The organism is Paenibacillus massiliensis subsp. panacisoli DSM 21345 (assembly GCF_000426545.1).
GTDB classification, from domain to species: Bacteria; Bacillota; Bacilli; order Paenibacillales; family Paenibacillaceae; genus Paenibacillus; species Paenibacillus panacisoli.
On sequence record NZ_AUFO01000010.1, the window covers coordinates 149,962 to 174,984 of the forward strand.

Here is a 25,023-nt window from a genome sequence, read left to right on the forward strand (position 1 = left end):
GAGGAAAGCTCGTTGATGTTCCACAAGCGTTTCGGAAATTCACGGCCTCATATCCCGGAGAACTTATCCGAAGAAGCTATGGAAGCACTTCCGGGAGCATTGCTGGAAGCCTTTGGGGGACCGGCTAACATTGAGCATCTGGATTGCTGTATCACACGGCTGCGAGTTGAAGTCAAGGACGCATCTGTCGTACACTATGTTATGCTGGAGGGACTGGGTGCTGCCGGCATCCAGATTATAGGGAATCATTTTCAGGTGGTGTACGGTCTTGTATCGGAGCTCCTGAAATCCCGTATGCAGGACATCATGGCTGGACGTCAGCCTGAGCCACTACAAGGACATTTGCATTCTATGCAGCAGGATCGTCCGCTTCTACATGAGATTGTCGTGATGCCCATGCAGGGTGAACTGCTGAACCTTGATCAAGTACCTGATCCTGTATTTTCCAACCGAATGACAGGGGATGGATTTGGGGTGATACCTCATAGTGGACTTGTCGTATCTCCGGTATATGGACGGATTGCTAACGTCTTTCCGACGCAGCATGCTGTTACCATCTTATCAGATGGTGGAAAAGAGGTACTCGTTCATATAGGTGTTGGTACCGTCAAGCTGCGTGGCCAGGGCTTTGAGCTTCTCGTTGAGGAGGATGAGCTGGTGGCGGCAGGACAGCCGATTATCCAGTTCGATCTGGACGTTATTCGTGAGCAAGCAAGATCCAGCGTATCCTCTGTAATCTTCATGAATCTGCCGGGAGAGGTAGCTGTGCTGCTGAACAAATCCGGTGAGCTTGTTGCTGGTGAGGAAGATATTGTCACGTTCACTTGGAAAACGCGTTAATTGAGCATATAGCGCGTTAAGTAGGTATTAAGTAGGTTAATAACATTGTGAAAACATGCCCGTTCGAGCAGAGCTCTTATAGAGCTGCTACTTTCGGCGGTGCAGTTTCTATATAAGGCCATTCATAGCCTAATGATTAACTCCATAATATATTTTAAAAAAGGCGGGAAGATGATTATGCAAAAAACATTCAAAATTACGGACGAAGACGGTATCCATGCACGCCCAGCAACAGCTCTGGTGAACACAGCTAACAAATTCAGTGGTGCTGAATCCTTTGCTGAAGCTAACGGCAAAAAAGTAACTCTGAAATCCATTCTGGGTGTATTGTCCCTTGGTCTTGAGCAAGGCGACACCATCAACATCATCTGTGAGGGCGCTGAAGCTGCAGCAGCTCTGCAAGCTTTGGAAGATGTAATGGTTAAGGAAGGGCTGGGCGAAGTTCATGCATAAGATTTCAGGGATTGCGGCCTCTGCAGGCATCGCAATTGCCAAGGCGTTTATCTTGGAGCACCCTGATTACTCTGTAGAGAAGCGCACAGTAACCGATGCACCGGCGGAGATCGCCAAGCTGGATGCTGCGCTGGCAGCATCCCGTACCGAACTGGAAGCGATCAAGGAGAAGACGCTGCAGGAGCTGGGCGAGAAGAAGGCTGAGATTTTCGCGTCTCACCTGCTTATTCTCGAAGATCCTGAGCTGATTGATCCAGTCAAAGCTAAAATTAGCGATGAGATGGTCAATGCAGAGCATGCACTCAATGAGACAGCTAACCAGTTCATCTCAATGTTTGAGAACATGAAGAGTGCATATCTGCAAGAGCGTGCCGCTGACATGCGTGACGTGACGAAGCGTGTGCTGAATCACCTGCTGGGCGTGAAGTTCATGAGCCCTGCCGAGATTCGTGAAGAGACAATTGTACTTGCTGAGGATCTGACTCCTTCGGATACAGCACAATTGAACCGTGAATACGTTAAAGGCTTTGCTACCAATATTGGTGGTAGAACCTCTCACTCCGCAATCATGGCTCGCTCGCTGGAGATTCCAGCGGTTGTAGGGACGAAGAGCATCATGTCCGAAGCTAAGCATGGTGATGTGATCATCGTTGACGGCCTGGACGGAGATGTGTTCATCAATCCTTCTGATGAAGTGATTGCTGAATATCGCGCGAAGCAACAGGCTTATGATGTACAGCGCGAGGAATGGCGTAAGCTGCGTGATCAGCCGACCGTTACAACAGATGGTGTCCATGTGGAGCTTGCTGCCAACATTGGTACACCGAACGATGTAGCAGGTGTTATCGACAACGGTGGCGAGGCTGTTGGTCTGTATCGTACAGAATTCCTGTACATGGGCCGCGACAAGCTGCCATCCGAGGATGTACAGTTTAATGCTTACAAGACTGTGCTTGAAAGAATGGAAGGCAAACCTGTAGTTGTTCGTACACTTGATATCGGTGGAGACAAGGAGCTTCCTTATCTGGATCTGCCGAAGGAAATGAACCCGTTCCTGGGCTTCCGTGCGGTACGTCTCTGCTTGGATCGCCAAGACATCTTCAGAACACAGCTGCGTGCATTGCTGCGTGCGAGCGTATACGGCAATCTGCGTGTCATGTTCCCGATGATTGCTACACTGGATGAATTCCGTGAAGCGAAGGCTCTGCTGCTTGAAGAGAAAGCTAAGCTGGTAGCTGAAGGAACTGAAGTATCTGAGGATATCCAGATCGGAATCATGGTCGAAATTCCTTCGACGGCTGTTCTGGCAGACCAGTTCGCCAAAGAAGTGGACTTCTTCAGTATCGGTACCAACGATCTGATCCAATATACAATGGCTGCAGACCGTATGAACGAACGTGTCTCTTACCTGTATCAGCCATACAACCCGGCGATCCTTCGTCTGGTGAAAATGGTCATTGACGCAGCACATCGCGAAGGCAAATGGGCTGGCATGTGTGGTGAGATGGCAGGCGATGCTACAGCAATTCCATTGCTGGTGGGCCTCGGCCTTGACGAGTTCAGCATGAGTGCTACTTCCATTCTGCCTGCTCGCAGTCAGATCTCCAAGCTGTCCCGTGCAGAGATGGAAAAGCTGGCCGCAGAAGCGCTGAATATGCAGACAGCTGAGCAAGTCGTGAAGCTGGTACAAGGTATTCAAGCATAAGCTGGCCACTTGGCAAGCTTTAGCATCCGTTTTTTTTTTGAAAGGTCTGTAATTTTGTCTTTTTCCAACATCTAACCTTTCGCCGATAAGGCAGCCGGTATCTTAGGATACCGGCTTTTTTACGTTCACACCCAAGAACATGAAAATAAAACATCCATCAACAGGTCCTTGATAGACCTGCTGATGGATGAGGGAGAAGACCAGTGCAATGCTCGACATTGCAATGATAATAATTAGAGTTGTCGACAGATCTTTACGCTTGCAGCGCCTCTATGGTGGGATTTAAGCTGCCGAAGGCCTAACTACACGCACAATTCAGTACAGGCTTCCGCGCAGCAGTAGTCTCGTCCAGACGGGTGACAGTCGTTGTGTATGGAGCATTTAGCACAAGCTCTGGATTCTCCTCTGCTTCCTTGGCGATGCGGATCATGGTGTCAATGAATGCATCCAGCGTCTCCTTGCTCTCTGTCTCGGTGGGTTCAATCATGATGCATTCCTCGACATTCAGCGGGAAGTATACGGTAGGCGGGTGATACCCAAAATCAAGCAATCGCTTCGCGACATCCAGGGTGCGGACGCCATATTGCTTGAGGCCTTTGCCAGACATGACGAATTCATGCTTGCAGACACCTGGATAAGGAAGCTCGAAATAAGGAGCTAACCGATGCATCATATAATTGGCGTTCAGCACGGCACATTCGGATACGTTGCGCAGACCAGATGGACCATAGGTACGAATGTAGGCATAGGCCCGTACCAGGATGCCAAAATTACCATAATAGGCTTTGACACGTCCAATGGAGGAGTCTGCTTGTGTGTCCCAACGATAGTTGCCTTGTTCATCCTTCACGACCAGCGGTTTGGGAAGGAAAGGCGTGAGGAGCTTCTTTACACCTACCGGACCTGCACCGGGGCCACCTCCGCCGTGTGGTGTGCTCATCGTCTTGTGCAGATTGAGGTGGACTACGTCAAATCCCATGTCTCCAGGTCTGGTAATACCCATAATGGCGTTGGAGTTGGCACCGTCGTAATAAAGCAGTCCGCCTGCTTCATGCACAATGTCCGCGATATCGGTAATCTGTGTCTCGAACAAGCCGAGGGTATTCGGATTGGTCAGCATAAGCGCTGCCGTATCTAAGCCCACTGCCCTGCGAAGTGCATCAAGGTCTACCAGTCCCTCGGCAGTAGACGGGATTGTCACTGTCTCGAAGCCGGCAACGGTTGCGCTGGCTGGATTGGTGCCGTGTGACGAATCCGGTACGATCACTTTGGTACGCTGCTCTCCCCGGCTCTCATGGTAGGCGCGAATCATCATCAGTCCCGTCCATTCCCCATGTGCTCCCGCGGCTGGCTGCAATGTCACCGCATCCATGCCAGTCAGACCAGCCAGGTCCTGCTGGAGAGTGTAGAGGAGTTCCATAGCTCCCTGAATGCTCTCTTCAGGCTGGTATGGGTGAATCTTGGCTAGTCCCGCATAACGGGCAACATCCTCATTCACCTTCGGATTGTATTTCATCGTACAGGAGCCGAGCGGATAGAATCCGTTATCCACTCCGAAATTGCGACGGGATAGCTCGGTATAATGCCGAATGACATCCACCTCAAATACCTCAGGCAACGCTGCGGGCTCGCTACGCAGGGCAAAATCAGGCAAAAGCTCAGCAACCGATTGCTGGGGGACATCACATTCCGGTAGGGAGTATGCGACACGGCCCGAACGGCTTCGTTCGAAAATAAGCTGCATATCTTGTTCAGGTCGGTTCATAACAATCCCTCCAACGTGCTAGCAAATTGGTCAATCTCTTCTTTGGTCCGCTGCTCTGTCACTGCAATCAGCATACAATCTTTGTATTCCGCATAGGCTTTTCCCAGATCATAACCGCCAATGAAGCCAGCGGATAATAGACTGGACTGCAGCTTGGTCATGTTGGTGCCTTCTGGAAGCCGGATGCTAAATTCATTAAAGGTAGAAGAAGTAAAGGCAGGCTCAATACCCGGGATTGAGGTCAAGCGTTCCAGTGCATATCTGCTCTTATGAAGGTTCAGAGTTGCGACGTCCGCCATACCCTGTCTGCCCATTACGGACATATAGACGGAGGCAGAAAGAGCAAGCAGCGCCTGATTCGAGCAAATATTGGAGGTCGCTTTTTCCCGCCGAATATGCTGCTCTCTCGCCTGAAGGGTTAATACGAAGCCACGTTTGCCGTTGCGATCTGTGGTCTGGCCTACGATCCGCCCGGGAATTCGGCGCATATGCGCCTGGGAGACAGCGAAGTAACCGCATGTCGGTCCGCCGAGGGAGGTCGAGATACCCAGTGGCTGCGCATCGCCAACGACAATGTCGGCACCAAGCTTGCCTGGAGCCTCCAGCAGTCCGAGAGATATCGGATTGGAGCTGACCACGAGCAGTCCCTTATAGGTATGAATCAGCTCAGCCATAGCACGTACATTCTCAACAGCTCCGAAGAAATTCGGATTTTGTACGAGTACAGCTGCGGTCTCCTCATTCACTGCTGCTGCAAGAGCCTCAGCATCTGTTACGCCATTCTTGCAGCCGACCTCCACGATGTCGAGATTCAGACCATGTGCATAGGTAGCCAGCACCTCACGTGCCTCGGGATGAATGGCACGCGAGACGACAAGACGCTTGCGCCGTGTGGCCCCGGCAGCAAGCGAGCCAGCTTCGGCCAACGCTGTGGCACCGTCGTACATACTGGCATTGGCCACAGCCATGCCTGTGAGCTCACAGATGTAGGACTGGAACTCGAAAATGGCCTGTAGCTCACCTTGGCTAATTTCCGGTTGATAGGGGGTGTATGCTGTATAGAACTCAGAGCGGGAAATGATGTGATTGATGACAGATGGAATATGATGCTCATAGATGCCTGCTCCAAGAAAGCTGATATGGGAATCCGTATGAGCATTTCGGTCTGCCAGACCAGCCATATGGCGAGTCAGTGCGCGTTCGTCCAGACGAGAGGAGACAGGTAGTTCTCCTCTGAACCGGATGTTCTCCGGAATATCCTTGAACAGATCCTCGATGTTCTCCGCGCCAACGGTGCGCAGCATCTCCGCTTGATCTTGCTCAGTCATCGGTAAATAACGGTGCGGTTTCATGCAGCAACAGGCTCCTTCCATATTCACTTTGTAGTAGGGTTAGTAGCTTCGCTTGTAGAAAGGTGCAGGAACAACCTCGGCCTTGAGGAGCTTGCCGCGAATCTCAATCTCCAGCGGAGTGCCTACAGCCGTGTAACGGCTATCAATGAGGGCCAATCCAAGGTTGCGCTTCAAGGTCGGGGATTGGGTCCCCGTAGTAATCTCGCCGATCTGTACTCCCTCAGCGAATACAGGATAGTGCGGACGAGGGATGCCGCGGTCAATCATTTCCACACCGACAAGCTTGCGTGGAACGCCGTTTTCCTTTTGTGCAAGCAGAGCGTCTCGTCCGATAAAGTCACCTTTGTCCCATTTCACAAAGTATCCCAGACCCGCCTCCAATGGCGAAATGCTGGAAGACAGCTCCTGACCATAGAGTGCCAGCTTGGCTTCAAAGCGCAGTGTATCTCGCGCCCCGAGACCTGCTGGTAACAGACCGTGAGACTGACCTGCTGTTAGTAATGCCTTCCAGACTTTCGGAGCATCCTGAACAGGAAGATATAGCTCGAATCCGTCCTCACCTGTGTAGCCTGTTCGCGATACCAGGGCTTTATGTCCAGCTACCTCAACGTCCTCGGCGAAACGGAAGGACTGCAGACTGGAAGGCTCGACTGTGCTGATTGAAGCAAGAATTGCTGCAGCAGCCGGTCCTTGAAGCGCCAAGAGTGCGGTATCATCCGAGATATTATGCATACTGACCTTTCCGGTAAGATGCTTCTGCAGCCATTCCCAGTCTTTGTCGATGTTGGAGGCATTCACAACCAGCATATAGCGTCCCTCTCCACGCTTGTAAATCAGCAGATCATCCACAACTCCGCCATCGGGATAACAGAGAAGTGTATACTGGGCCTGACCGTTCTCCAGTCGACTCACATCGTTGGTCGTCACCTGCTGAAGAAATTGCTCCGCATCTGCTCCCTCCAAGGTGAACTCGCCCATATGCGAGACATCGAACAGTCCAGCCTGCTGCCTTACCGCCTCATGTTCCTTCACAATTCCACTGAATTGGACCGGCAGCTCCCAGCCTCCAAAATCAATACATCGTACTCCTGGTAGCTCGCCATACAATGGGAACAGCGAGGTTTGCTTTAATTTGCCCATGGTCTGTCACCTCATCATCATGATTCGTACTACATTTCCAAAGCGTCTCATGTTGTTCCAGGTCATGCAAAAAAGGACAGCCCAAAAAATGCGCCACGGAGCCATACTGCTACCGTGATCCATCATTCTTTGGCTCTGTCCTTGATACCTGAGAGTTACCCCATGCGAGCACAGGTTTCCCCTTGGGTGATCCACCGATCGGTGAATTCTCTCCAGAGTTGCGTCCGGTAAAGGTCCTTTTGCCTGAGAGATTCACAGACGGTTCTGCTTACTCCTTCGGCGTTACCTGTGGTCATGTGGCAATGGGCCAGCCTGACCTGATCGAAATGCACCAGCCAATGCCAGACATTCGATCATTGATAATCTCTCCCTATACCTTCATCCGCATCGTTCGTCACGTTGTTATGATTTTGTGTATTGCCACAGGTTCGTGTATGCTGTACCTATATAACCATTAATACGCGATTCGTAGATGTATGTCAACAAAATTATCATATTCTATGAAATTAATCACATTGATGGCTGATCCTTCCTGATATTCGCGCCGAATTACTAGCGGGAGGACAAAGTTCTTTATAACTTCAGACATTTTTGTGAGCTATATTGACACCATATTCAACCTTGGCGTAATCTTATCGTGTAATAGCTGATACTGGATAATGAATGCTAAATCGACGCTGCTAGGATGAATTAAACGCTGCATAACCTTGAAATGACCAACGATCATTAGGAAATGAGGATGAAGCATGAGCGAGGTAAGAGATAACTATCTGTACAGTGAAGAGCATGAATGGGTGCGCAAGACGGATGCAGGCACATTGCTCGTTGGCATCTCCGATTTTGCACAGCATCAATTGGGCGATATCGTGTTCGTTGAGCTACCTGAAGAAGGAAGCGTAGTTACTGCTGGAGAAGGCATTGGTACGATTGAATCCGTCAAGACGGTATCGGACTTGTTCGCGCCTGTGGGTGGAACCATTGTGAAAGTGAATGGTGCCTTGGAGGCATCTCCTGAGCTGGTCAATTCCTCACCCTATGAGGAGGGCTGGATGATAGAAATTGAACTGGATGATAGCGCAGAGGAGGCTTTAGCCAAGCTGCTGAGCCCTGAGGCTTATACGAGCCATGTAGCAGATTGAGGTTAAGTACGATTCGCTTGCATGTTGTTACTTGGGAGTTGCTTGAGAAGTTTGCGACTAAGGAAAGCATAACTAGTTTAGGTGACTAGACCTGATTTTGTTGGTTTGTGTCATGTTCGAGTTACTTATATGTTATATTCATGCCGTATTTGAATTGTTTAAATATGATATTTGAGGCCTTGCGGGGAACTTGTCGACCGCAAAATGCCATTCAAGCGTGCTGATTACCTTCAAAAGAAGGTTGTCAGCACGCTTTTTTGCGATGTGCAAAATTTGTCGTTTGTCCCAAATGAGCTGCTTGTGTAATGGGCATACTTTCAGTCAGATAGGTACTGCTCCCTAAAGGTTGATGCCTGAAGGTTATGCTCCTTGATCCTGAAAATGAAATTAACTGGAGCTTATTCAATCCTTATGTATCAAGGGTTTGCTCTTCAAATTTAAATGATGTCATCAAGGTTCATGACGGCAGTTGGTTTTCATTTGATTGTAGAAGATACCGTTTTCATCTACCATGAATTTAAGAAGTTAAGCATTTAGCTTTTTATTTCATTCATCTGGCACGACGTAATACCTAGTTCAAAGGTCATGATGTTGGAGCACAGATTTTACTTTTTGAGGAGGGTATCAATATGAGTTCAGTGGACGCAAAGTCCCAAAAAAGCGGAGGCATCCGAGTAGGGGTACAGAAGTTCGGCCGTTTCTTGAGCGGTATGGTAATGCCGAATATGGGGGCCTTTATTGCCTGGGGTCTGATTACGGCCTTGTTCATCCCGACAGGATGGATTCCGAATGAGGAGCTTGGCAAGCTTGTAGGACCAATGATTACTTACCTGCTTCCATTATTGATCGGTTATACCGGTGGTACCATGGTGCATGGTCAGCGTGGTGGTGTAGTCGGTGCAATTATGACGATGGGTGTCATTGTAGGGGCAGACATTCCGATGTTCCTTGGCGCAATGGCAGCTGGTCCATTTGGTGCTTGGGTCATCAAGCAATTTGATAAGGCTGTAGATGGGAAGATTAAGTCTGGCTTTGAGATGTTGGTTAATAACTTCTCGGCAGGTATTATTGGTGGTCTGCTGGCATTGGCAGCGCACGTAGCGATTGGGCCTGTCATTCAGGGGATCAGTCAGTTCTTGTCTGCTGGTGTAGCAATTCTGATGAATGCAGGGCTTCTGCCACTGGTCAATCTGCTGATCGAACCAGGTAAGGTCCTGTTCCTTAACAACGCAATCAACCATGGTATTCTGACGCCACTGGCCACAGAGCAAGCAAGTCAGTTGGGTAAATCCGTACTGTTTATGCTCGAATCCAATCCAGGTCCTGGTCTGGGAATTCTGCTGGCTTACTGCTTGTTTGGCCGCGGAACTGCGAAATCCTCAGCTCCCGGTGCGGTTATCATTCACTTCTTCGGCGGGATTCATGAGATCTACTTCCCTTACATTCTGATGAAGCCGATCCTGATCATTGCTGCAATGGCTGGTGGTATCGCAGGTACAGCTACATTCATGATGACAGGTGCTGGTCTTGTAGCGGCTCCGTCCCCAGGCAGTATCTTTGCTTATTTCCTGATGACGCCAAAAGGCGGATATCTGCCAATGCTCGCTGGTGTAGCTGTAGCTGCAGTCGTGTCCTTCCTGGTTGCAGCGGTTCTGCTGAAAACAGGTAAGCAAAAAGAAGAGGATCTGGAAGCAGCTTCTGCAAAAATGAAGGAAATGAAGAACCAAGGCAAATCCGACAACAACATCGTAGCAAATGATAACAAAGAAGCAGACCGTGCAGCAGGCATCGCTGCTGACAACATGAAGGCCGAAGTGAACAAGATTGTGTTCTCCTGTGATGCAGGTATGGGCTCCAGTGCGATGGGTGCATCGATTTTGCGGAAAAAAATGAAGGAAGCTGGCGTCGATGTGGTCGTGACGAATACAGCGATCAGTGAGATTCCACAGGATGCGGATATCGTCATTACGCAGCAGACACTGACAGATCGTGCGAAGACGGTTGCTCCAAATGCTGAGCATATCTCGATAGATAACTTCTTGAAGAGCCCTGAGTATGAGGCACTGGTGGAGCGCCTCAAATCCGGTTCCTGATGAGAAGCGATGAATATAACCAAGAGACAACGTGAAATTCTGGAGTTCCTGCTGCAACAGACAAAAGAAGTAACGGCTGGAGATATTGCAGCCCGTATCAATGTCAGCACACGAACAATTCTTCGAGAACTTAGCGCAGTCGAGAAAAAGCTCGTATCCCACGGGATCGAGCTCAAAAAGAAATCCGGGGTCGGTATCTATCTAGATGCCGATCCCTCACGGCTTTCTCAGCTCAGGCAACAATTGTTCCAGGTGGAGTCTGTAGAATGGACGCCGGAGGAACGAAAGATCTATGCATTATGCGTGCTGCTGGACGATCCAGAGCCGATTAAGCTACTGTCGATCGCTTCGGACCTCAAGGTAACCGTGGTCACGGTCAGCCATGATCTGGATGAATTGCAGTCCTGGGTCGAGAAGCGAGGGCTTACGCTTGTGCGCAGACGCGGATACGGAGTCGAGATTACAGGCAAAGAATCCGATATCAGGCGGGCTATGGCGGAGCTTGCACTGGAGCATCTGGATGAATCGGATCTGTTCAGTCCAGACCAGATGGGACAGGAATCTCCTGCGATGGAGAAGCTAATGGAGATCATCGGGCGTGAGCATCTTCTTACGGTAGAAAATGCACTATGGCAGCCGAATAGCCCGTGGCTCGACAGTATGGTCGAGAGCAAATATATGGAGCTGTTGATCCAGCTATCCGTCTCCATTGCCCGCATACGAAAGGGCTGCCGGGTAGAGACACTGGAGCTGAAGATCAAGCAGGAGCATGAGGCTGAAGAGGAACGAGTTCGTTCTGCAATGGTCGAACGCATGAGTACGGAGCTATCGGAGGCCCTGGGAGTGGAGCTGTCCGAGACGGAGCGAAAGTATTTCAAGCAGCTGTTCCGATTTGCAGAGAATGACTCAACGCGCTTGCTGCCGCTGGACGATCTGGAGGTGCTGGAGATCGTTGGAGAGCTGATCCGGCGCGTGGAAATATTGACGGATACGCATTACAGCGAAGACCGGCTACTGCGTGAGGGATTAATTGCCCATGCTGAACCAGTGATCAAACGCCTGAAGGAAGGGAATGCCATCCGCAATCCTCTCCTCCAACAGATCAGGCGGGATTATGAGGAGCTATTCGAGGCCGTGAAGGAAGCGGCTGTTGGAATGACAGATGTGCTGCTACCGGATGAGGAGATCGGATTTCTGGTTATGCATTTTGGTGCTTCGGCGGAGCGGCTGCGTCAGCTGCAAAGGGATGTAAGAGCGATTGTGGTATGCACGAGCGGTATTGGCTCATCGCGGCTGCTGGCGACACGGCTGGGCAAGGAGCTGCCGCAAATTCGCATTATTGACCGCGCTTCATGGTACGAGGCGGCCCGGATTCCTAAGGAGGACTACGATCTGATCATCTCAACCGTGGATCTTCCTCTGGAGCCAGACCGATATCTCAAGATCAGCCCGCTCCTCACGCAGGAGGAGAGCGATCGACTGCGACATTTTATACAGCATATTACGCTCAGTAAGGAAAGTGGCAAGCCTAAGGCAGCAGCGGAGCCTACTCAAGGATTGGGATGGCTAATGGGGCTACGTGACAGTCTACAGGAAATTGTAAGAATCATTGAGGACTTTCAGATCTATCCGGTGGATAACCGGGACTTGGCGCTGAGGGAACTCATGCAGCAGCTGTGCACCTCCGAGGTGGGGAGGGGAACTGTTCGTAATCCAGACGCTGTCGCAGAGCTGCTGTTGGAACGCGAGCGGCACGGGAGTATGGTGATCCCTGATTCCTCACTGGCTCTCTTTCACACTCGAAGCCCGGATGTGCAGCGGCCTACCCTTGCACTGTACCATTTGGAGGAGCCGTTGCTGCTGGATGAAGCGCGTGATCCGGTTACGCAGATCTTGCTGATGCTGGGTCCGCGCGAGCTGCCGAAGGAGAGCCTGGAGGTGCTGAGTGAAATCAGCGCATTATTACTGCAAGAAGAATTAATTATGCTGCTGGAGAAGGGAAGCCGGGAAGAGATCTCAACGTATCTAACCGATCGCTTGGCCGAATTCTTCCGCAGCAAACTAGAGACAGGGAGGACCATACTATGAGCATTATGACAACAGATAAGGTGAAAATGAACGCTACAGCGACTGACAAATACGAGGCGATCCGCATGGCAGGACAGATCCTGCTGGATGCGGGACATATTTCGGCAGAGTACATCGACAAAATGCTGGAGCGTGAGGAGATTGTCTCCACTTATGTAGGCAACGGGCTTGCCATCCCTCACGGCACGAAGGAATCCAAATCCTTCATTCATTCCACAGGTATTTCCATTATTCAATTTCCACAAGGCGTGGATTTTGGTGAAGAGAAAGCTTATATGGTGATCGGGATTGCCGCCCAAGGTGGAGAGCATATGGAGATTCTTACCGGAATTGCCGTTGTCTGCTCCGACGATGAGAATATGAACAAGCTGCGCTCTGCAAGTACACCGGAAGAGATCATTGCGCTCTTCGAGAGTGAGATGGAGCTATGAAGGCCGTCCATTTTGGTGCTGGTAATATTGGCCGTGGCTTCATTGGCCTGTTGCTGTCCCGAGCGGGCTATGAGGTCATCTTCTCAGACGTCAATGATACGCTTGTCTCTGCGCTTAGCAGTCGTCATGAATATACAGTGGAGCTGGCTAATGATGCGAAGGATACAGAGCAAGTCACTAACGTAACAGCCATCAGTGGAAAAAATGCTCAGGAGGTAGCCGCAGCGGTAGCTGGAGCAGACATCGTGACGACGGCGGTGGGCGTTAATATCCTCAAAGCGATTGCCCCTGGCATTGCCCAAGGCATCTCACAGCGCTTGAATGCTGGAGCACAGCCACTGCACATTATCGCTTGCGAGAATGCGATTGGTGGCAGTCAGCAGCTGAAGGAGCATGTGTACGCCTTGCTGGATGAGGAGACGCGCACCAAGGCTGAGGGTGTCATCTTCTTCCCGAATGCAGCGGTGGATCGGATTGTTCCGATTCAGCATCATGAGGACCCGCTATATGTGCAGGTTGAGCCTTTTTATGAATGGGTAGTTGATCGTTCGCAAATGTCGCCAGACCATGCAGAAATCAGCGGCGTACACTATGTAGACAATCTGGAGCCTTACATTGAACGCAAGCTATTCACCGTTAATACCGGGCATTGCGTAGCAGCCTATTTGGGCTATGCGGCAGGCTTCTCGACCATTCAGGAAGCCATCGCGGATGAGCAGGTACTAGCGTCTGTGAAGGGTGCGCTGGAGGAGACTGGTGCTGTACTGGTGAAGCGATTCGGCTTGGATCAGGCAGAGCACAACAAGTATATCCTTAAAAATCTGGAGCGATTCCGCAACCCGAACTTGACCGATGAAGTATCACGTGTCGGCCGTTCGCCACTGCGCAAGCTGTCACCGAATGATCGCCTGGTGCGCCCTGCGCTTCAAGCTTATGAATACGGTATTCATCCGAAGCATCTCTTGCAAGGAATGGCAGCGGCCTGTATCTTCCAGAATGACGAAGACCCGGAAGTCGCAGAGCTGCAAGCAGCTATTCAGAATGAGGGTATTGGAGCGGCCATTACGCGCTACACAGGCATTGCCGCAGATCATCCTCTGCATCAGCAGATCGTGGCGGAATATGAGCAATTGAAGCGCAGCAATTAATTCATTTTAAAAAATAACATTTGGTTAGTCTCAAGTGACTATAGAGCTTGTGCCTGACCAAGATTTCAGCAAGCACTTTGTATGGCCCAAGCGGCGTACAGGGTGCTTTTTTAATCTGAATAATCTGTTAAAGGTAATTTTAGGGGATGGGAATCAGGAAAGAAAGTCTTCAGATCATCGAGGGCAAGGAGCAGTGCAATGTGCTGAAAATAACAATATAGACACTTCATATTTTGGAATTATGCCATAATGAACGGTATAATATGGAGAATTATAGGAGGGGTCCTCATTGTTACAGCAATGGTATGATAAAATGATACGAAATCTGGCAGCGCCCTACATAGTATTGTATGCACTCTTTCGATTCCTGAATGTATCCTGGATGTGGCCGGTGCTCGATACGGTATCTACTGTGCTGTACATGGCTTTGTGTACCGCATGGATGTGGCGGGTAAGAAAGAATACGCTGCGGCGTGTGCCACAGCTATGGCTTGCCCTGATCTACTTGATTCTGCTGCTTGGGGTCATATCCTACCCATGGATGGTGCTGCCTTGGATTCTACTGTATCCACTATTGAAAAAGACTTCTGAGCATCGCTTGAAGAAGCTGGGTGCAGGGCTGGTGTATGGGGTATTTGTACTTATGATGGTTCTGGTGCTGCTCGTCCATCTCCTGGCCTCGGTCATGGTATCTATTCAGGATGTTGCTGAAGCAGCATCCCCCGACGGCATTCATCTGGTTACAGTGACACAGGTGGATCAAGGGGCACTTGGGGTCGACTTCAAGACAACATTGGGTACGAGAATACTGTATGTGTTTCGCCAATCGAGAGTGATCTCCAACGAGGATTACTATGGGGGCAAGGTGTGGTGGGAGGATCATGACAGCTTCCACGTGGAGGAACGAACCTACCATCTGTCCGAGCTGTGATGGGCTGGTGCTGAGGAGTTCGGTATAGTCCATGCATAAGTTGATGATAGGGTAACGTGTAAATACGGACTTACAGCTCGGTAGACGAGTAGCCGCTTGAAGGATTATACACGGAATTTGTTCTTTATTAATGTAGACAATTTTCTTGGTGGTGATACGATGACAAGCAATTTCTCTCTGGCTACGGCCTATACAGACCGCAAGCTGGGTCTATCCTATACAAGACAGATGAGCCATTTTAGCCTGTGGGCACCGACAGCAGATCAGGTCCAGCTCGTCATCTATGCGAATGCAGGAAGCTATGATGAAGAGGGGCAAGTAAGACAGGATGAGGGTGGCCTGGAATGGTCCATGCATCGACATGATGATGGTGTGTGGGAGGCTTGCGTTGATGGGGATTGGGCTGGCCATTACTACATGTATAAGCTAACCTTCGGCAAGCATGATGTTCGTTATGCCGCCGATCCTTATGGGCGGGCGGTCACGGCGAATGGACAGCGAACTGCTGTACTGGACCTGCGCTCTACCGACCCGGCTGGCTGGTCTGAGGATCGACGTCCTGACTGTGCACACCCTACAGATGCTGTTATCTATGAGCTGCATGTACGGGATTTCTCAGCTGATCCGGATACGGACTTTGAGGGGGATCGTGGTCGGTTTTCCGCTTTTACAAGGACAGGTCTATGTAATAAGGATGGAGAGTCCATTGGCCTGGATCACTTGAAGGAGCTGGGTATTACTCATGTACATCTGCTTCCGATAGCCGATTGCCATACCATTGATGAACTGGCGGACCCTGCCCATTCGCCGCAATATAACTGGGGGTATGATCCCCAGCATTACAATGTGCCAGAGGGCTCCTACGCCAGCGACCCGCGTAATCCAGCTTTACGGATCAGAGAGTTCAAGGAGCTCGTGATGGCTCTGCACAGGGCAGGGATCGGTGTCATATTGGATGTGGTCTACAACCATACGTATGCCTTGGAGGAAGGTCCCTTCGAGCCGATCGTACCGGGTTATTATTATCGTAAAAACGAGCATGGTGAATGGTCTAACGGCTCTGGTGTAGGTAACGAGGTGGCCAGCGAGCGTCCGATGGTACGCCGATATATCAAGGATTCACTTCGCTACTGGGCAGAGGAGTATCATGTTGACGGCTTCCGCTTCGATCTGCTGGGGCTGATAGACACTCCAACCGTGGCAGAGCTGACCAAAGAGCTGAGAGAGGAAGTCTACGCGGGGATGCTGATCTATGGAGAGCCATGGACAGGCGGGGAATCACCACTTCAGGAAAAGACCTTGAAGGGGAGCCAGCGCGGCAAGGGTTTTGCGGTATTTAATGATCATTTTCGGGGAGCGATCAAGGGGGATAGTGATGGAGAAGGAGCCGGCTTTGCTACAGGTGCATGGGATAGAGAAGGCGAGATTATGCAAGGAGTTCGGGGAGCGATCTATGATTTTACGAAGGCTCCTTCCGAATCCATCAATTATGTCACAGCTCATGATAATTTGAATCTGTGGGACAAGATTATTACGGTGCGGCAGCTGCGCGGGCACTGTGCCTTCCCGGATTGGGATCAGGGTGAGCCGAGAGATGGCCGCTCTGCTGAGGAAGCCGTTCGGGATGCGGACCCTTATGCACTACTGGATCAGACCCAACTGATGGAGGATGAGACAGTGCGTCGCTCTTTACTCGCGAATGGCATTGTCTTGACCTCACAGGGCATACCTTTCATACATGCAGGCGATGAACTACTGCGCTCCAAGTACGGTGATCATAACAGCTATCGAAGCGGGGATGCCGTTAATTGTATTCGCTGGAGCCATAAGACGCGTTTTCGTGCTGTCTTTGACTACTATGCAGGTCTGATCCTGCTTCGGCGCAGCCATCCGGCATTTCGACTGCAGTCAGCTGAGCTGGTGGAGCAGCATCTGGAGACGCTGCGTGAGAGCGATCATACCGTGGCCTATCGGTTGCACAGCTACGCTGGTGGGGATACGTGGCGAAATATTGTGGTCATCTATAACGGGTCGGATCGTGAGCAGACCATGTTCCTGCCGGAAGATTCGGAATGCTGGCATATTGTTGTGAATGAGCGGCAGGCGGGCACAGACACTTTGGACATCGTATGTGGTGATCGTGTTACGGTGCCGCGTTGGTCGATCATGGTGCTTCATGATGCGATGCCTTCTACGGATCCTGTCACCGTCGAGGATCAGGAAGGCCAAGTGCAAGTTGCCTTGTCGGCAGAAGTCCGTGTTGCTGACCCAGTTACGGTAGAGAATAGAGGGCAGGATTGTCATTCCATGCTGCACTTATCTGAGAATTCACACCTCGACCTAGACCCATGCTCGGACTCGTCACCCCACCCCTATCGAACAATAACTTTGTATTACGAGCGTCCTGATCAGTCTTATGAAGGCTGGAATGTCTGGGTGTGGGGAACCGGGCTGCAGGATGGGCAGATCTCGCTGGAGAGGATCGAAGACGGGCGGGCAGTTGCCCATATCCGAGTAGCTCCTCATGTGCGCAGAGTCGGTTACATTCTCAGACTGAAGCAGTGGGAGGCCAAGGATATCGAGATGGATCGTTACATTGATATCCGGCCCGATGAGCAGCATATGCAGGTGCTTGTTCGTAGTGGTATCGTACGAGAGACCGCAGTGTAATATGGGGCATAAACGGATTGTAGCATGCTAAGAACAGTCTTCGAAAGTTATTGTAGAGGAGCGAGGTTATAGGATGAACGTGTCTTACTCGGCAGTGCAGGCAACCATTCGTGATCTGGATGACCTAGTGCCATTATTCGATCATTATCGGAGTTTCTATCACCAGCCTTCGGACGTGAAGGCAGCACGAGAATTTTTACTGGCGAGGCTGGAGCATGCGCAATCGGTGATCTACACTGCCAGAGATTCGGCTACTAGTCAAGCAGTGGGCTTCGTACAGCTCTATCCCAGCTTTTCTTCTATTTCTATGAAGAGAGTATGGGTGCTAAATGATCTGTATGTACGGGAGGACCATCGCCGTCAAGGTGTCGCAGAGCTGCTACTGGAGCAGGCTAGAGGCTTCGCGGTGAAGACAGGCGCCAAAGGAATTGAGCTATCCACTGCTCCAGACAATGCAACAGCCCAAGCGCTGTATCATAAGCAAGGGTATACAAGGGACGATGAATTCATACACTATTTTCTAGACCTAACCCAAAAGTCGCACTAGTGCGGCTTTTTTTCTTTAAGTAGGGACTGACAAAAGCGTTCTTTCACCTGGTAAAACAGTATTTTTAGGCGAATAAGGGGTCAATATTTGAAAAAAGGGTAAGTATACTTATGGCTTGTCATGCTTATAATGCTAGCAGGCTTGCTTTTAATAGCTACTATGCTGTCCTGTTACAGGATGGCGATGATCCATGTAAGGGATACCTAAGGAGGTTCAATACCATGGCTAATCAAGGAAAGAGCAATCAACTGACGGCAGAGAACAGAACGGAGACTAAAGGAGCAGCATTACGCCAATTAAGATTGAGCGGTCGCGTTCCGGCAGTGGTGTATGGTTCAGAGATGGACGGAACACCGGTTAGTGTCGATGCCAAGGATTTCAGCAAGATCATGCGTACAGGTCGTACGGAGATGTTCGATCTGGAGCTGGGTGGCAAGAAAATTCCCGTATTGATTAAGGATTATCAGGAGCAGGATGGAAGATTCCTTCATGCTGATTTCTTGAAAATATCTAAAAATAAACCAATTCGCGTAAAGGTAGCGATCGACTTCCAAGGTACCGCAGCAGGCACCAAGACCGGTGGAATATTGCAGGTACAGGAGACAGAGATCGAGATCGAGGCACTGCCAGCGGATCTACCGTCCGCAATTGAAGTGGATATCTCGGGTCTCGATATTGGTGACAAGCTGAGCGTGGGCGATATCAAGCTGCCTGACAAGGTTACCTTGATGGCGGATGAAGCCGGGGTAATCGCTTCAGTAATCGTACCGCGCATTGCCGAGACGGAAGAAGAGTCTGAGCCTGAAGCTTCGGCAGAAGGCACTGAAGCTGAAGCGAAGCAGTCAGAAGAATAATTACGTATCATCGCTTACACTCTATCGTGTAGAGGCAGGCTGGCTGAGGAGATACTCCTTGGCTGGCCTGTCTTTTTGCTATGAATGAGAATGTCGTGCTTGGAATTATGAATGGAATCCGCTTATAATGATGAAGCCGAACGGTACAATGATGAAGCCAAATGGTACAATGGTGTCCAAGCAGGATAAACACCATATCAAGTTGGAACTGAAGGAGATTGATCGTATGATACAAAAGGCAACCTTTGCCGGCGGATGCTTCTGGTGCATGGTAACTCCATTTGATGAGCTGCCAGGCATTCATGGGATCTTGTCTGGATATATGGGAGGCACTACCGATAACCCTACATATGAGGAAGTAAAGACAGGAACGACAGGCCATCTTGAGGTCGTAGAGATTACTTATGATGATGAAGTTTTTCCATATTCGAAGCTGTTGGAGCTGTATTGGGTACAGATTGATCCGACGGACGCAGAGGGGCAATTTCATGATCGGGGAAGTCAGTATCGTACAGCCATATTTGTGCACAATGAAGAGCAGCGCGTGCTTGCCGAGCAATCCAAACAGGAGCTTGCGGCCAGCGGTCGCTTCGATCAGCCGATTGTGACAGAAATCCGGTCAGCGGAGGTCTTCTACCCTGCAGCGGATTACCATCAGGATTATCATAAGAAAAATCCGAAGCATTACAAAGAAGACCGGGAGAAGTCAGGCCGTGATTCGTTCATTCAGAATCATTGGTAATCTGTAGTCAACCTATTAAAACACAGTGCTATCTACTCAGGATGCAGCTGTGTTTTTTTTGCATGTCAGAGCTTGCTCAGAGCTTTGAGCGTGATGTGAAGCAGTATGTAGGATCATGTGAGGCAGCATCCAAGCAAATAAAATTTAAAGATAATATAACAAATTTTCCCTTAAATGTCGATATACACTGAGTATTGACATAATGAAGGGAGATTTGAATTACATGGTTCGACTCAAAACAACATTTCGTCTATTGCTAGGGCTGCCGCTGGTCGGTATGCTGCTTCTGCTCTGGAACTCTTCAGTGGCACAAGCAAGCTCTGTAGACAGCCTGCTGCCCGAGCGCAGCAAGCAAGAGATTATCCAGCAGTGGAACTTGTGGATGGATGATAATGTGTCTGGTCCTCTGTATACAGAGGAGCCTTCCACACGTTATCCTTTCGTTGCAGGTGCTGTTAACGAGCGTTACTTGGAGCAAGCGTTGAATGCATCCAATTTCTATCGTTTTCTTACAGGGCTACCAAGTGATCTTGTGCTGGATTCCGCTCTGAACCGTCAAGCCCAGCATGGAGCTGTTCTTGTCTCTACTGCTGACTTCCTGACCCATTTTCCTCCGCAGCCAGCAGGTATGACTAAGGAATTTTTCGATCTGGGTGCCAAATCAGCTTCGACTTCCAATCTGTATGCTTCTTACAGCTCTAGCAAAAATCTTGCAGTGGAAAGCGTGCATGCCTACATGGATGATTCCGACTCCAGTAATATCGCTAATCTTGGCCATCGTCGGTGGGTGTTAAATCCACAACTGAAACGGGTTGGATTCGGCATTGCGTCGCTGATTAGACCAAACAACTCGTATGCAAGCCATTACAGTAGCATGCAGGTATTGGATACCAGCCGTTCCGGAAGGGTTAATTACAATTACAGCTTGTATCCGAACAAAGGGGCTTTTCCTATTGAAGCCTTCAATAGTAATCAAGCCTGGTCTGTACAATTGAACCCGGATGTTTTTGCGAAGCCGTCCAATAACAGTGTACAAGTAGAGATCGTTCGTTCCTCTGATCAACGCACCTGGGTTTTGGGAGCACAGCATCAGAATGGAACGGGTCAAGGGAAGGCTTTCTTTAACGTGAGCCCCGATGGGTATGGCTCTGGTTATGGAGTTATTTTCCGTCCAGATGGAATCAAGTCCCTGAAGGATGGGGATACGTTCAATATTCGTATTACTGGCTTGAAGAAGAAGAACGGTTCGTCCGCAGATATCGCGTATCAGACTCGTTTCTTCTCAGTTGAGAATGGTAGTCCGGATCCTGGAGAGGAACAGCCTCCGGGAGAAGAGCAGCCACCAGGAGAAGAGCAGCCTCCTGGAGAAGAACCTCCAGGTGAAGAACAGCCACCAGGCGAGGAGCAACCAGGAGATCACCTGCCGAATCCACTGGTTCAGGTCGAGTATACAGGAGACCATACCTTGAAGATCAGAGGTACAATCACTAAGTATGCCAATGAGACATTCACCCTGCGCATTCATGGTGCTGCCCCTGAGGAGCCGTTCATTCAGACGACACGTGTTAAGCTGGATCAACAGGGCCGCTTCAGTCTGACGGTTCCTAATCTCGGTGCTCCCGAGCTCAATGTATACCTGTCCGTTAGCGATCAATTGACATATCTGCTTAATATGACGAGCAATTCTGACGTTACGTATTCGTTCGAATAAGTATGGCTCAAATAAGTATTGCTTGAATAAGTATTTGCTCAATACGGATCAGACGTTATATCGTATTTACGAATAAATATAATTTACAACAATAGCCATGGAAGCTCTAAGCGCTTGCCATGGCTATTGTTGTGTATGTGTAGTTTGCTAATTCAACGGATATCAGGACTCAATTTGAAAAGGAGCAGATATCTGTTGACAGATATCCAAAGACAAGATAAAATCCTTCTAAAAAGGTTGGGATTATTGGTTTAAAAAGACTAAGATGCTTAAGGTGAAGGAGAGGGATTGGATGAACTGGCTTGTTCATTTTTTTGAATGGTGGGGCTCCACAGTATGGTCTAAGCAACATGAGGAGCTGGATCATAATGCATATCTTTGCTATGATCTGCTAGGTCACTCGTTTCATTAATCTCTTTCACGTCATTCAATTTCATACTAGTCGTGTAAAATTACACAGGCGCCAGACCAGCTACCAAGCTGTAGATCTGACGCCTGTTTTGTTGTATAGGGCTCTAGGTGAGCCAAACCAACAGCAATGTAACTAGTGCAGGCATTGCCTGTACGAACAGAATGGAGCGCTTGGAGGTCAAGCCTCCGAACAAGCCAGCCACAAGCACACAAAGCAAGAAGAAGACCTGAATCTGCTGTCCAGTACTAGCTACTGGATGAGCCAGCCCCCATATCAGACCTGCCGCGAGAAAAGCATTATATACCCCTTGATTGGCAGCAAGCGTCTTGGTCTGTGCTGCGAACTCTGGAGTCGTTGCGAAGGCCTTGCGTGCCCGCGGTGTCGTCCAGAAGAAGGTCTCTAACAGAAATATGTACACATGAAGCGCTGCAACAAGACCTACGAATATAGCTCCCAACATACAATGATTCCTCCTATTCCTATTAAGCTTACAATATGAATCTAATAATCCCCTTATGGATTGCTAACAAATGGATTGCTACCAACTCATCTTGTATATATTACTCTCAACTTATATTGAATACAAGCATTAAGCTTCGCAATAAATCCATGCAGCAATGACAAATAACAGAAAGCTGACAAGCCTGGTCTGCAATAAATCGGCATGAAGCCTCATATGCTGTAAGGCATAGGCTATCGCAATCCGGTGATGGGCTGACACCAGTTGACAGATGGATGAACAGATGATGGAGAAGAGGTGATCTGGAGAGCATGCTGCGCAATACGCTGCTATATTTGTCCAGAAGTGAAAGAGCCAACCGTCTAGCCAGAAGTCATGGACTGCGGCTAGGGGCAGATCGTTTTGTCGCAGGAGAGACATTGGAGGATGCTTTACAGAAGGTGTGGGAATTGAATGAACAGGGGATACTGGCCACCCTGGACCATTTGGGAGAGTTCGTGGCGAGTGAGGAAGAAGCAGCCGCAGCTGCTGCGGAGGCGATCCGAAGCATTCAGGCTATTGCAGGAACGGGAGTGCAGGCCAATCTGTCCGTCAAATTAACACAGCTGGGGCTTGATCTGCCGGGAGAGGTCTGCATCGCGCACATGAGAAGGATTGTTGGTGAGGCAAAGCGCTGCGGGGGCTTTGTACGCATGGATATGGAGGACTATGCACATAACGAAGCTACTCTCGCCATATTTGAGCAGCTATACGAAGCGTACGGAGGAGCTCATGTCGGACTGGTGCTACAGGCATATCTTCGCAAAACGGCTGAAGATATGGAGCGATTGTCCCGGCTTGCTCCGAATTACAGGCTGGTGAAGGGAGCCTATAAGGAGGCTGCAGAAGTCGCTTACTCTGATAAGCAGGAGGTGGATGATCAATTCAAGCGGATTATTCGGATGCAACTGGATCAAGGGCATCATGCCGCAGTGGCTACTCATGATGAAGGAATTCTGGAGTATGTTCGCACCTATGTGCACGAGCAAGGGATCTCTAACCAAGCTTTTGAATTTCAAATGTTATATGGCATTCGTCCGCAATTACAACAGCAGTTGGCTGCAGAAGGATACACGGTTCGAGTATATGTGCCCTATGGAACGGAATGGTATGGGTATTTTATGCGTCGAATGGCCGAGCGGCCGGAAAATCTGACATTTGTGCTCAAGTCGATATTCAGGCGTTGAAAGGAGTGGGTGGCATGGGGCGGGCAAGACAGATTATGGAGCAGACAGAGCAGCTTGGAGCACATAATTATCACCCTCTGCCCATCGTCATAGCGAAGGCCGAAGGTGTATGGGTCGAGGACCCGGATGGTCGGCGCTACATGGATATGCTAAGCGGCTATTCGGCACTGAACCAGGGTCATCGACATCCACGGATCATTGAGGCACTGAAGCAGCAGGCGGAGCGTGTGACACTCACCTCACGGGCCTTCTACAACGAGCCGCTTGCAGAGCTGCTTGCTAAGCTGACAGCCTACACGGGCAAGGAAATGATTTTACCCATGAACACGGGTGTGGAGGCTGTTGAGACAGCGATCAAGGCAGCTAGACGTTGGGGGTATCGGACGAAGGGCATATCGGATCAACAAGCAGAGATTATTGTATGTCATGGGAATTTTCATGGCAGGACATTGACGGCAACCTCTTTATCCTCCGAGGCAGCTTATCGTCAGGATTTCGGCCCGTTCATACCGGGCTTCAAACCCATCCCTTACGGAGATGCACGGGCTCTGGAGCAGGCGATCACGCCTAATACAGCTGCTTTTTTGATGGAGCCCATTCAGGGAGAGGCAGGGATCATCATTCCACCGCAGGGTTACTTGCAGCAAGTCCGCAATCTCTGCACCGAGCACGGGGTTCTGTGGATGGCAGATGAGATTCAGACGGGCTTCGGACGTACTGGCAAGCGTTTTGCCTGTGATTGGGAGCAGGTCGAGCCTGATGTGTACATGTTAGGAAAAGCGCTGGGCGGCGGCGTACTCCCTGTCTCGGCGGTAGCAGCCAATCGGGACATTCTGCAGGTATTTGAGCCAGGCTCCCATGGTTCTACGTTCGGTGGAAATCCCCTGGCGAGTGCCGTAGCTGTGGCTGCGCTGCAGGTCATCGAAGACGAACAGCTCGCTGATCGCTCGTTGCGATTGGGAGAGCTGCTGCTGAAGCGGTTAAGACAGATCCAGCATCCTGAGCTGGTTGAGGTACGTGGTCGTGGGCTATTCATCGCAGTGGAGACCAAGGGGCCTGCAAGACCTTACTGTGAGCGACTTCAGCAGACAGGTCTGCTATGTAAGGAAACGCATGAACGGGTCATTCGTCTGGCTCCTCCGCTTGTGATTACGGAGGGGGAGCTGGACTTCGCAGCCAATTGCGTGGAGGAATTATTTAGATAGTAAGAAGCCCGGAAGTCAAGGGCTGTATAAGCAGAAATCCTGCTGGCAAAAAGCCGATTGTTCGAGCAGGTATGCAGGTATGCTCGTAGGTAACGGGGACCTGCTATCATT

20 protein-coding genes and 2 riboswitches are annotated in these 25,023 nt (G+C 50.0%); of the genes, 16 read left to right on the top strand and 4 right to left on the bottom strand.

Annotated elements, in window-relative coordinates; genetic code table 11:
• The first annotated feature begins 15 nt into the window (after window positions 1-15).
• The 3 genes from K331_RS33030 (at window position 16) to ptsP (ending at window position 2,998) form a co-directional block, all read left to right on the top strand.
• Entirely contained in the window at window positions 16-840 is an 825-nt protein-coding gene (locus K331_RS33030) for a glucose PTS transporter subunit IIA (protein ID WP_028590021.1), read from the top strand.
• 177 nt (window positions 841-1,017) lie between these two features.
• Complete coding sequence (locus tag K331_RS0108915; protein WP_025681322.1) at window positions 1,018-1,293, top strand: HPr family phosphocarrier protein; 276 nt, start codon at window positions 1,018-1,020, stop codon at window positions 1,291-1,293.
• Window positions 1,286-2,998, top strand: coding sequence for a phosphoenolpyruvate--protein phosphotransferase (gene ptsP / locus K331_RS0108920; RefSeq protein ID WP_028590022.1), 1,713 nt, complete (start codon window positions 1,286-1,288; stop codon window positions 2,996-2,998). The genes K331_RS0108915 and ptsP overlap by 8 nt, the downstream gene beginning before the upstream one ends.
• Window positions 2,999-3,296: 298 nt before the next feature.
• Here ptsP and gcvPB read toward each other — a convergent pair whose 3' ends face one another.
• From gcvPB to gcvT, 3 genes are read right to left on the bottom strand one after another with little or no spacing between them, the layout of a single operon-like run.
• Complete coding sequence (gene gcvPB / locus K331_RS0108925) at window positions 3,297-4,763, bottom strand: aminomethyl-transferring glycine dehydrogenase subunit GcvPB (RefSeq protein ID WP_036634481.1); 1,467 nt, start codon at window positions 4,761-4,763, stop codon at window positions 3,297-3,299.
• Window positions 4,760-6,115, bottom strand: a complete 1,356-nt coding sequence (gene gcvPA / locus K331_RS0108930; RefSeq protein ID WP_028590024.1) for an aminomethyl-transferring glycine dehydrogenase subunit GcvPA — start codon at window positions 6,113-6,115, stop codon at window positions 4,760-4,762. The genes gcvPB and gcvPA overlap by 4 nt, the downstream gene beginning before the upstream one ends.
• Before the next feature lie 39 nt (window positions 6,116-6,154).
• Entirely contained in the window at window positions 6,155-7,255 is a 1,101-nt protein-coding gene (gene gcvT, locus K331_RS0108935) for a glycine cleavage system aminomethyltransferase GcvT (RefSeq protein ID WP_028590025.1), read from the bottom strand.
• A 133-nt stretch (window positions 7,256-7,388) separates the two neighbouring features.
• A riboswitch (glycine riboswitch) is annotated at window positions 7,389-7,473 on the bottom strand.
• 3 nt (window positions 7,474-7,476) lie between these two features.
• A riboswitch (glycine riboswitch) is annotated at window positions 7,477-7,637 on the bottom strand.
• 364 nt (window positions 7,638-8,001) lie between these two features.
• On the opposite strand from gcvT, the gene gcvH reads away from it, so the two are divergent.
• The 11 genes from gcvH (at window position 8,002) to K331_RS0108990 (ending at window position 21,609) form a co-directional block, all read left to right on the top strand.
• On the top strand, window positions 8,002-8,394 hold the full coding sequence (gcvH, locus tag K331_RS0108940; RefSeq protein WP_028590026.1) for a glycine cleavage system protein GcvH: 393 nt from the start codon (window positions 8,002-8,004) through the stop codon (window positions 8,392-8,394).
• Between the two features lie 629 nt (window positions 8,395-9,023).
• The gene (locus tag K331_RS0108945) at window positions 9,024-10,487 is read left to right on the top strand and encodes a PTS mannitol transporter subunit IICB (protein ID WP_028590027.1); all 1,464 of its coding nucleotides are present in this window, start codon (window positions 9,024-9,026) and stop codon (window positions 10,485-10,487) included.
• Window positions 10,488-10,496: 9 nt separating this feature from the next.
• The gene (locus tag K331_RS0108950; RefSeq protein ID WP_028590028.1) at window positions 10,497-12,575 is read left to right on the top strand and encodes a BglG family transcription antiterminator; all 2,079 of its coding nucleotides are present in this window, start codon (window positions 10,497-10,499) and stop codon (window positions 12,573-12,575) included.
• Window positions 12,572-13,006 (top strand): PTS sugar transporter subunit IIA, encoded by a 435-nt coding sequence (locus K331_RS0108955; protein ID WP_018884694.1) that lies wholly within the window; start codon window positions 12,572-12,574, stop codon window positions 13,004-13,006. Before K331_RS0108950 ends, K331_RS0108955 begins: the two co-directional genes overlap by 4 nt.
• A complete protein-coding gene (locus tag K331_RS0108960) occupies window positions 13,003-14,154 on the top strand; it encodes a mannitol-1-phosphate 5-dehydrogenase (RefSeq protein WP_028590029.1) in 1,152 nt (383 codons plus the stop codon). The genes K331_RS0108955 and K331_RS0108960 overlap by 4 nt, the downstream gene beginning before the upstream one ends.
• Before the next feature lie 289 nt (window positions 14,155-14,443).
• Entirely contained in the window at window positions 14,444-15,085 is a 642-nt protein-coding gene (locus K331_RS0108965) for a hypothetical protein (RefSeq protein WP_028590030.1), read from the top strand.
• Window positions 15,086-15,244: 159 nt separating this feature from the next.
• The gene (gene pulA / locus K331_RS0108970; protein ID WP_028590031.1) at window positions 15,245-17,755 is read left to right on the top strand and encodes a type I pullulanase; all 2,511 of its coding nucleotides are present in this window, start codon (window positions 15,245-15,247) and stop codon (window positions 17,753-17,755) included.
• Between the two features lie 73 nt (window positions 17,756-17,828).
• Complete coding sequence (locus tag K331_RS0108975; RefSeq protein ID WP_028590032.1) at window positions 17,829-18,302, top strand: GNAT family N-acetyltransferase; 474 nt, start codon at window positions 17,829-17,831, stop codon at window positions 18,300-18,302.
• A gap of 221 nt (window positions 18,303-18,523) precedes the next feature.
• Entirely contained in the window at window positions 18,524-19,156 is a 633-nt protein-coding gene (locus K331_RS0108980; RefSeq protein ID WP_028590033.1) for a 50S ribosomal protein L25, read from the top strand.
• A gap of 229 nt (window positions 19,157-19,385) precedes the next feature.
• On the top strand, window positions 19,386-19,898 hold the full coding sequence (msrA, locus tag K331_RS0108985) for a peptide-methionine (S)-S-oxide reductase MsrA (protein WP_028590034.1): 513 nt from the start codon (window positions 19,386-19,388) through the stop codon (window positions 19,896-19,898).
• 223 nt (window positions 19,899-20,121) lie between these two features.
• The gene (locus K331_RS0108990) at window positions 20,122-21,609 is read left to right on the top strand and encodes a CAP domain-containing protein (protein ID WP_028590035.1); all 1,488 of its coding nucleotides are present in this window, start codon (window positions 20,122-20,124) and stop codon (window positions 21,607-21,609) included.
• A 515-nt stretch (window positions 21,610-22,124) separates the two neighbouring features.
• On the opposite strand, the gene K331_RS0109000 is transcribed toward K331_RS0108990, so the two are convergent.
• A complete protein-coding gene (locus K331_RS0109000) occupies window positions 22,125-22,481 on the bottom strand; it encodes a DUF1304 domain-containing protein (RefSeq protein ID WP_028590036.1) in 357 nt (118 codons plus the stop codon).
• 302 nt (window positions 22,482-22,783) lie between these two features.
• Here K331_RS0109000 and K331_RS0109005 point away from each other — a divergent pair, with 302 nt between their 5' ends.
• A complete protein-coding gene (locus K331_RS0109005) occupies window positions 22,784-23,707 on the top strand; it encodes a proline dehydrogenase family protein (protein WP_028590037.1) in 924 nt (307 codons plus the stop codon).
• Window positions 23,708-23,721: 14 nt separating this feature from the next.
• Complete coding sequence (locus K331_RS0109010) at window positions 23,722-24,912, top strand: ornithine--oxo-acid transaminase (protein WP_028590038.1); 1,191 nt, start codon at window positions 23,722-23,724, stop codon at window positions 24,910-24,912.
• Window positions 24,913-25,023: the final 111 nt, after the last annotated feature.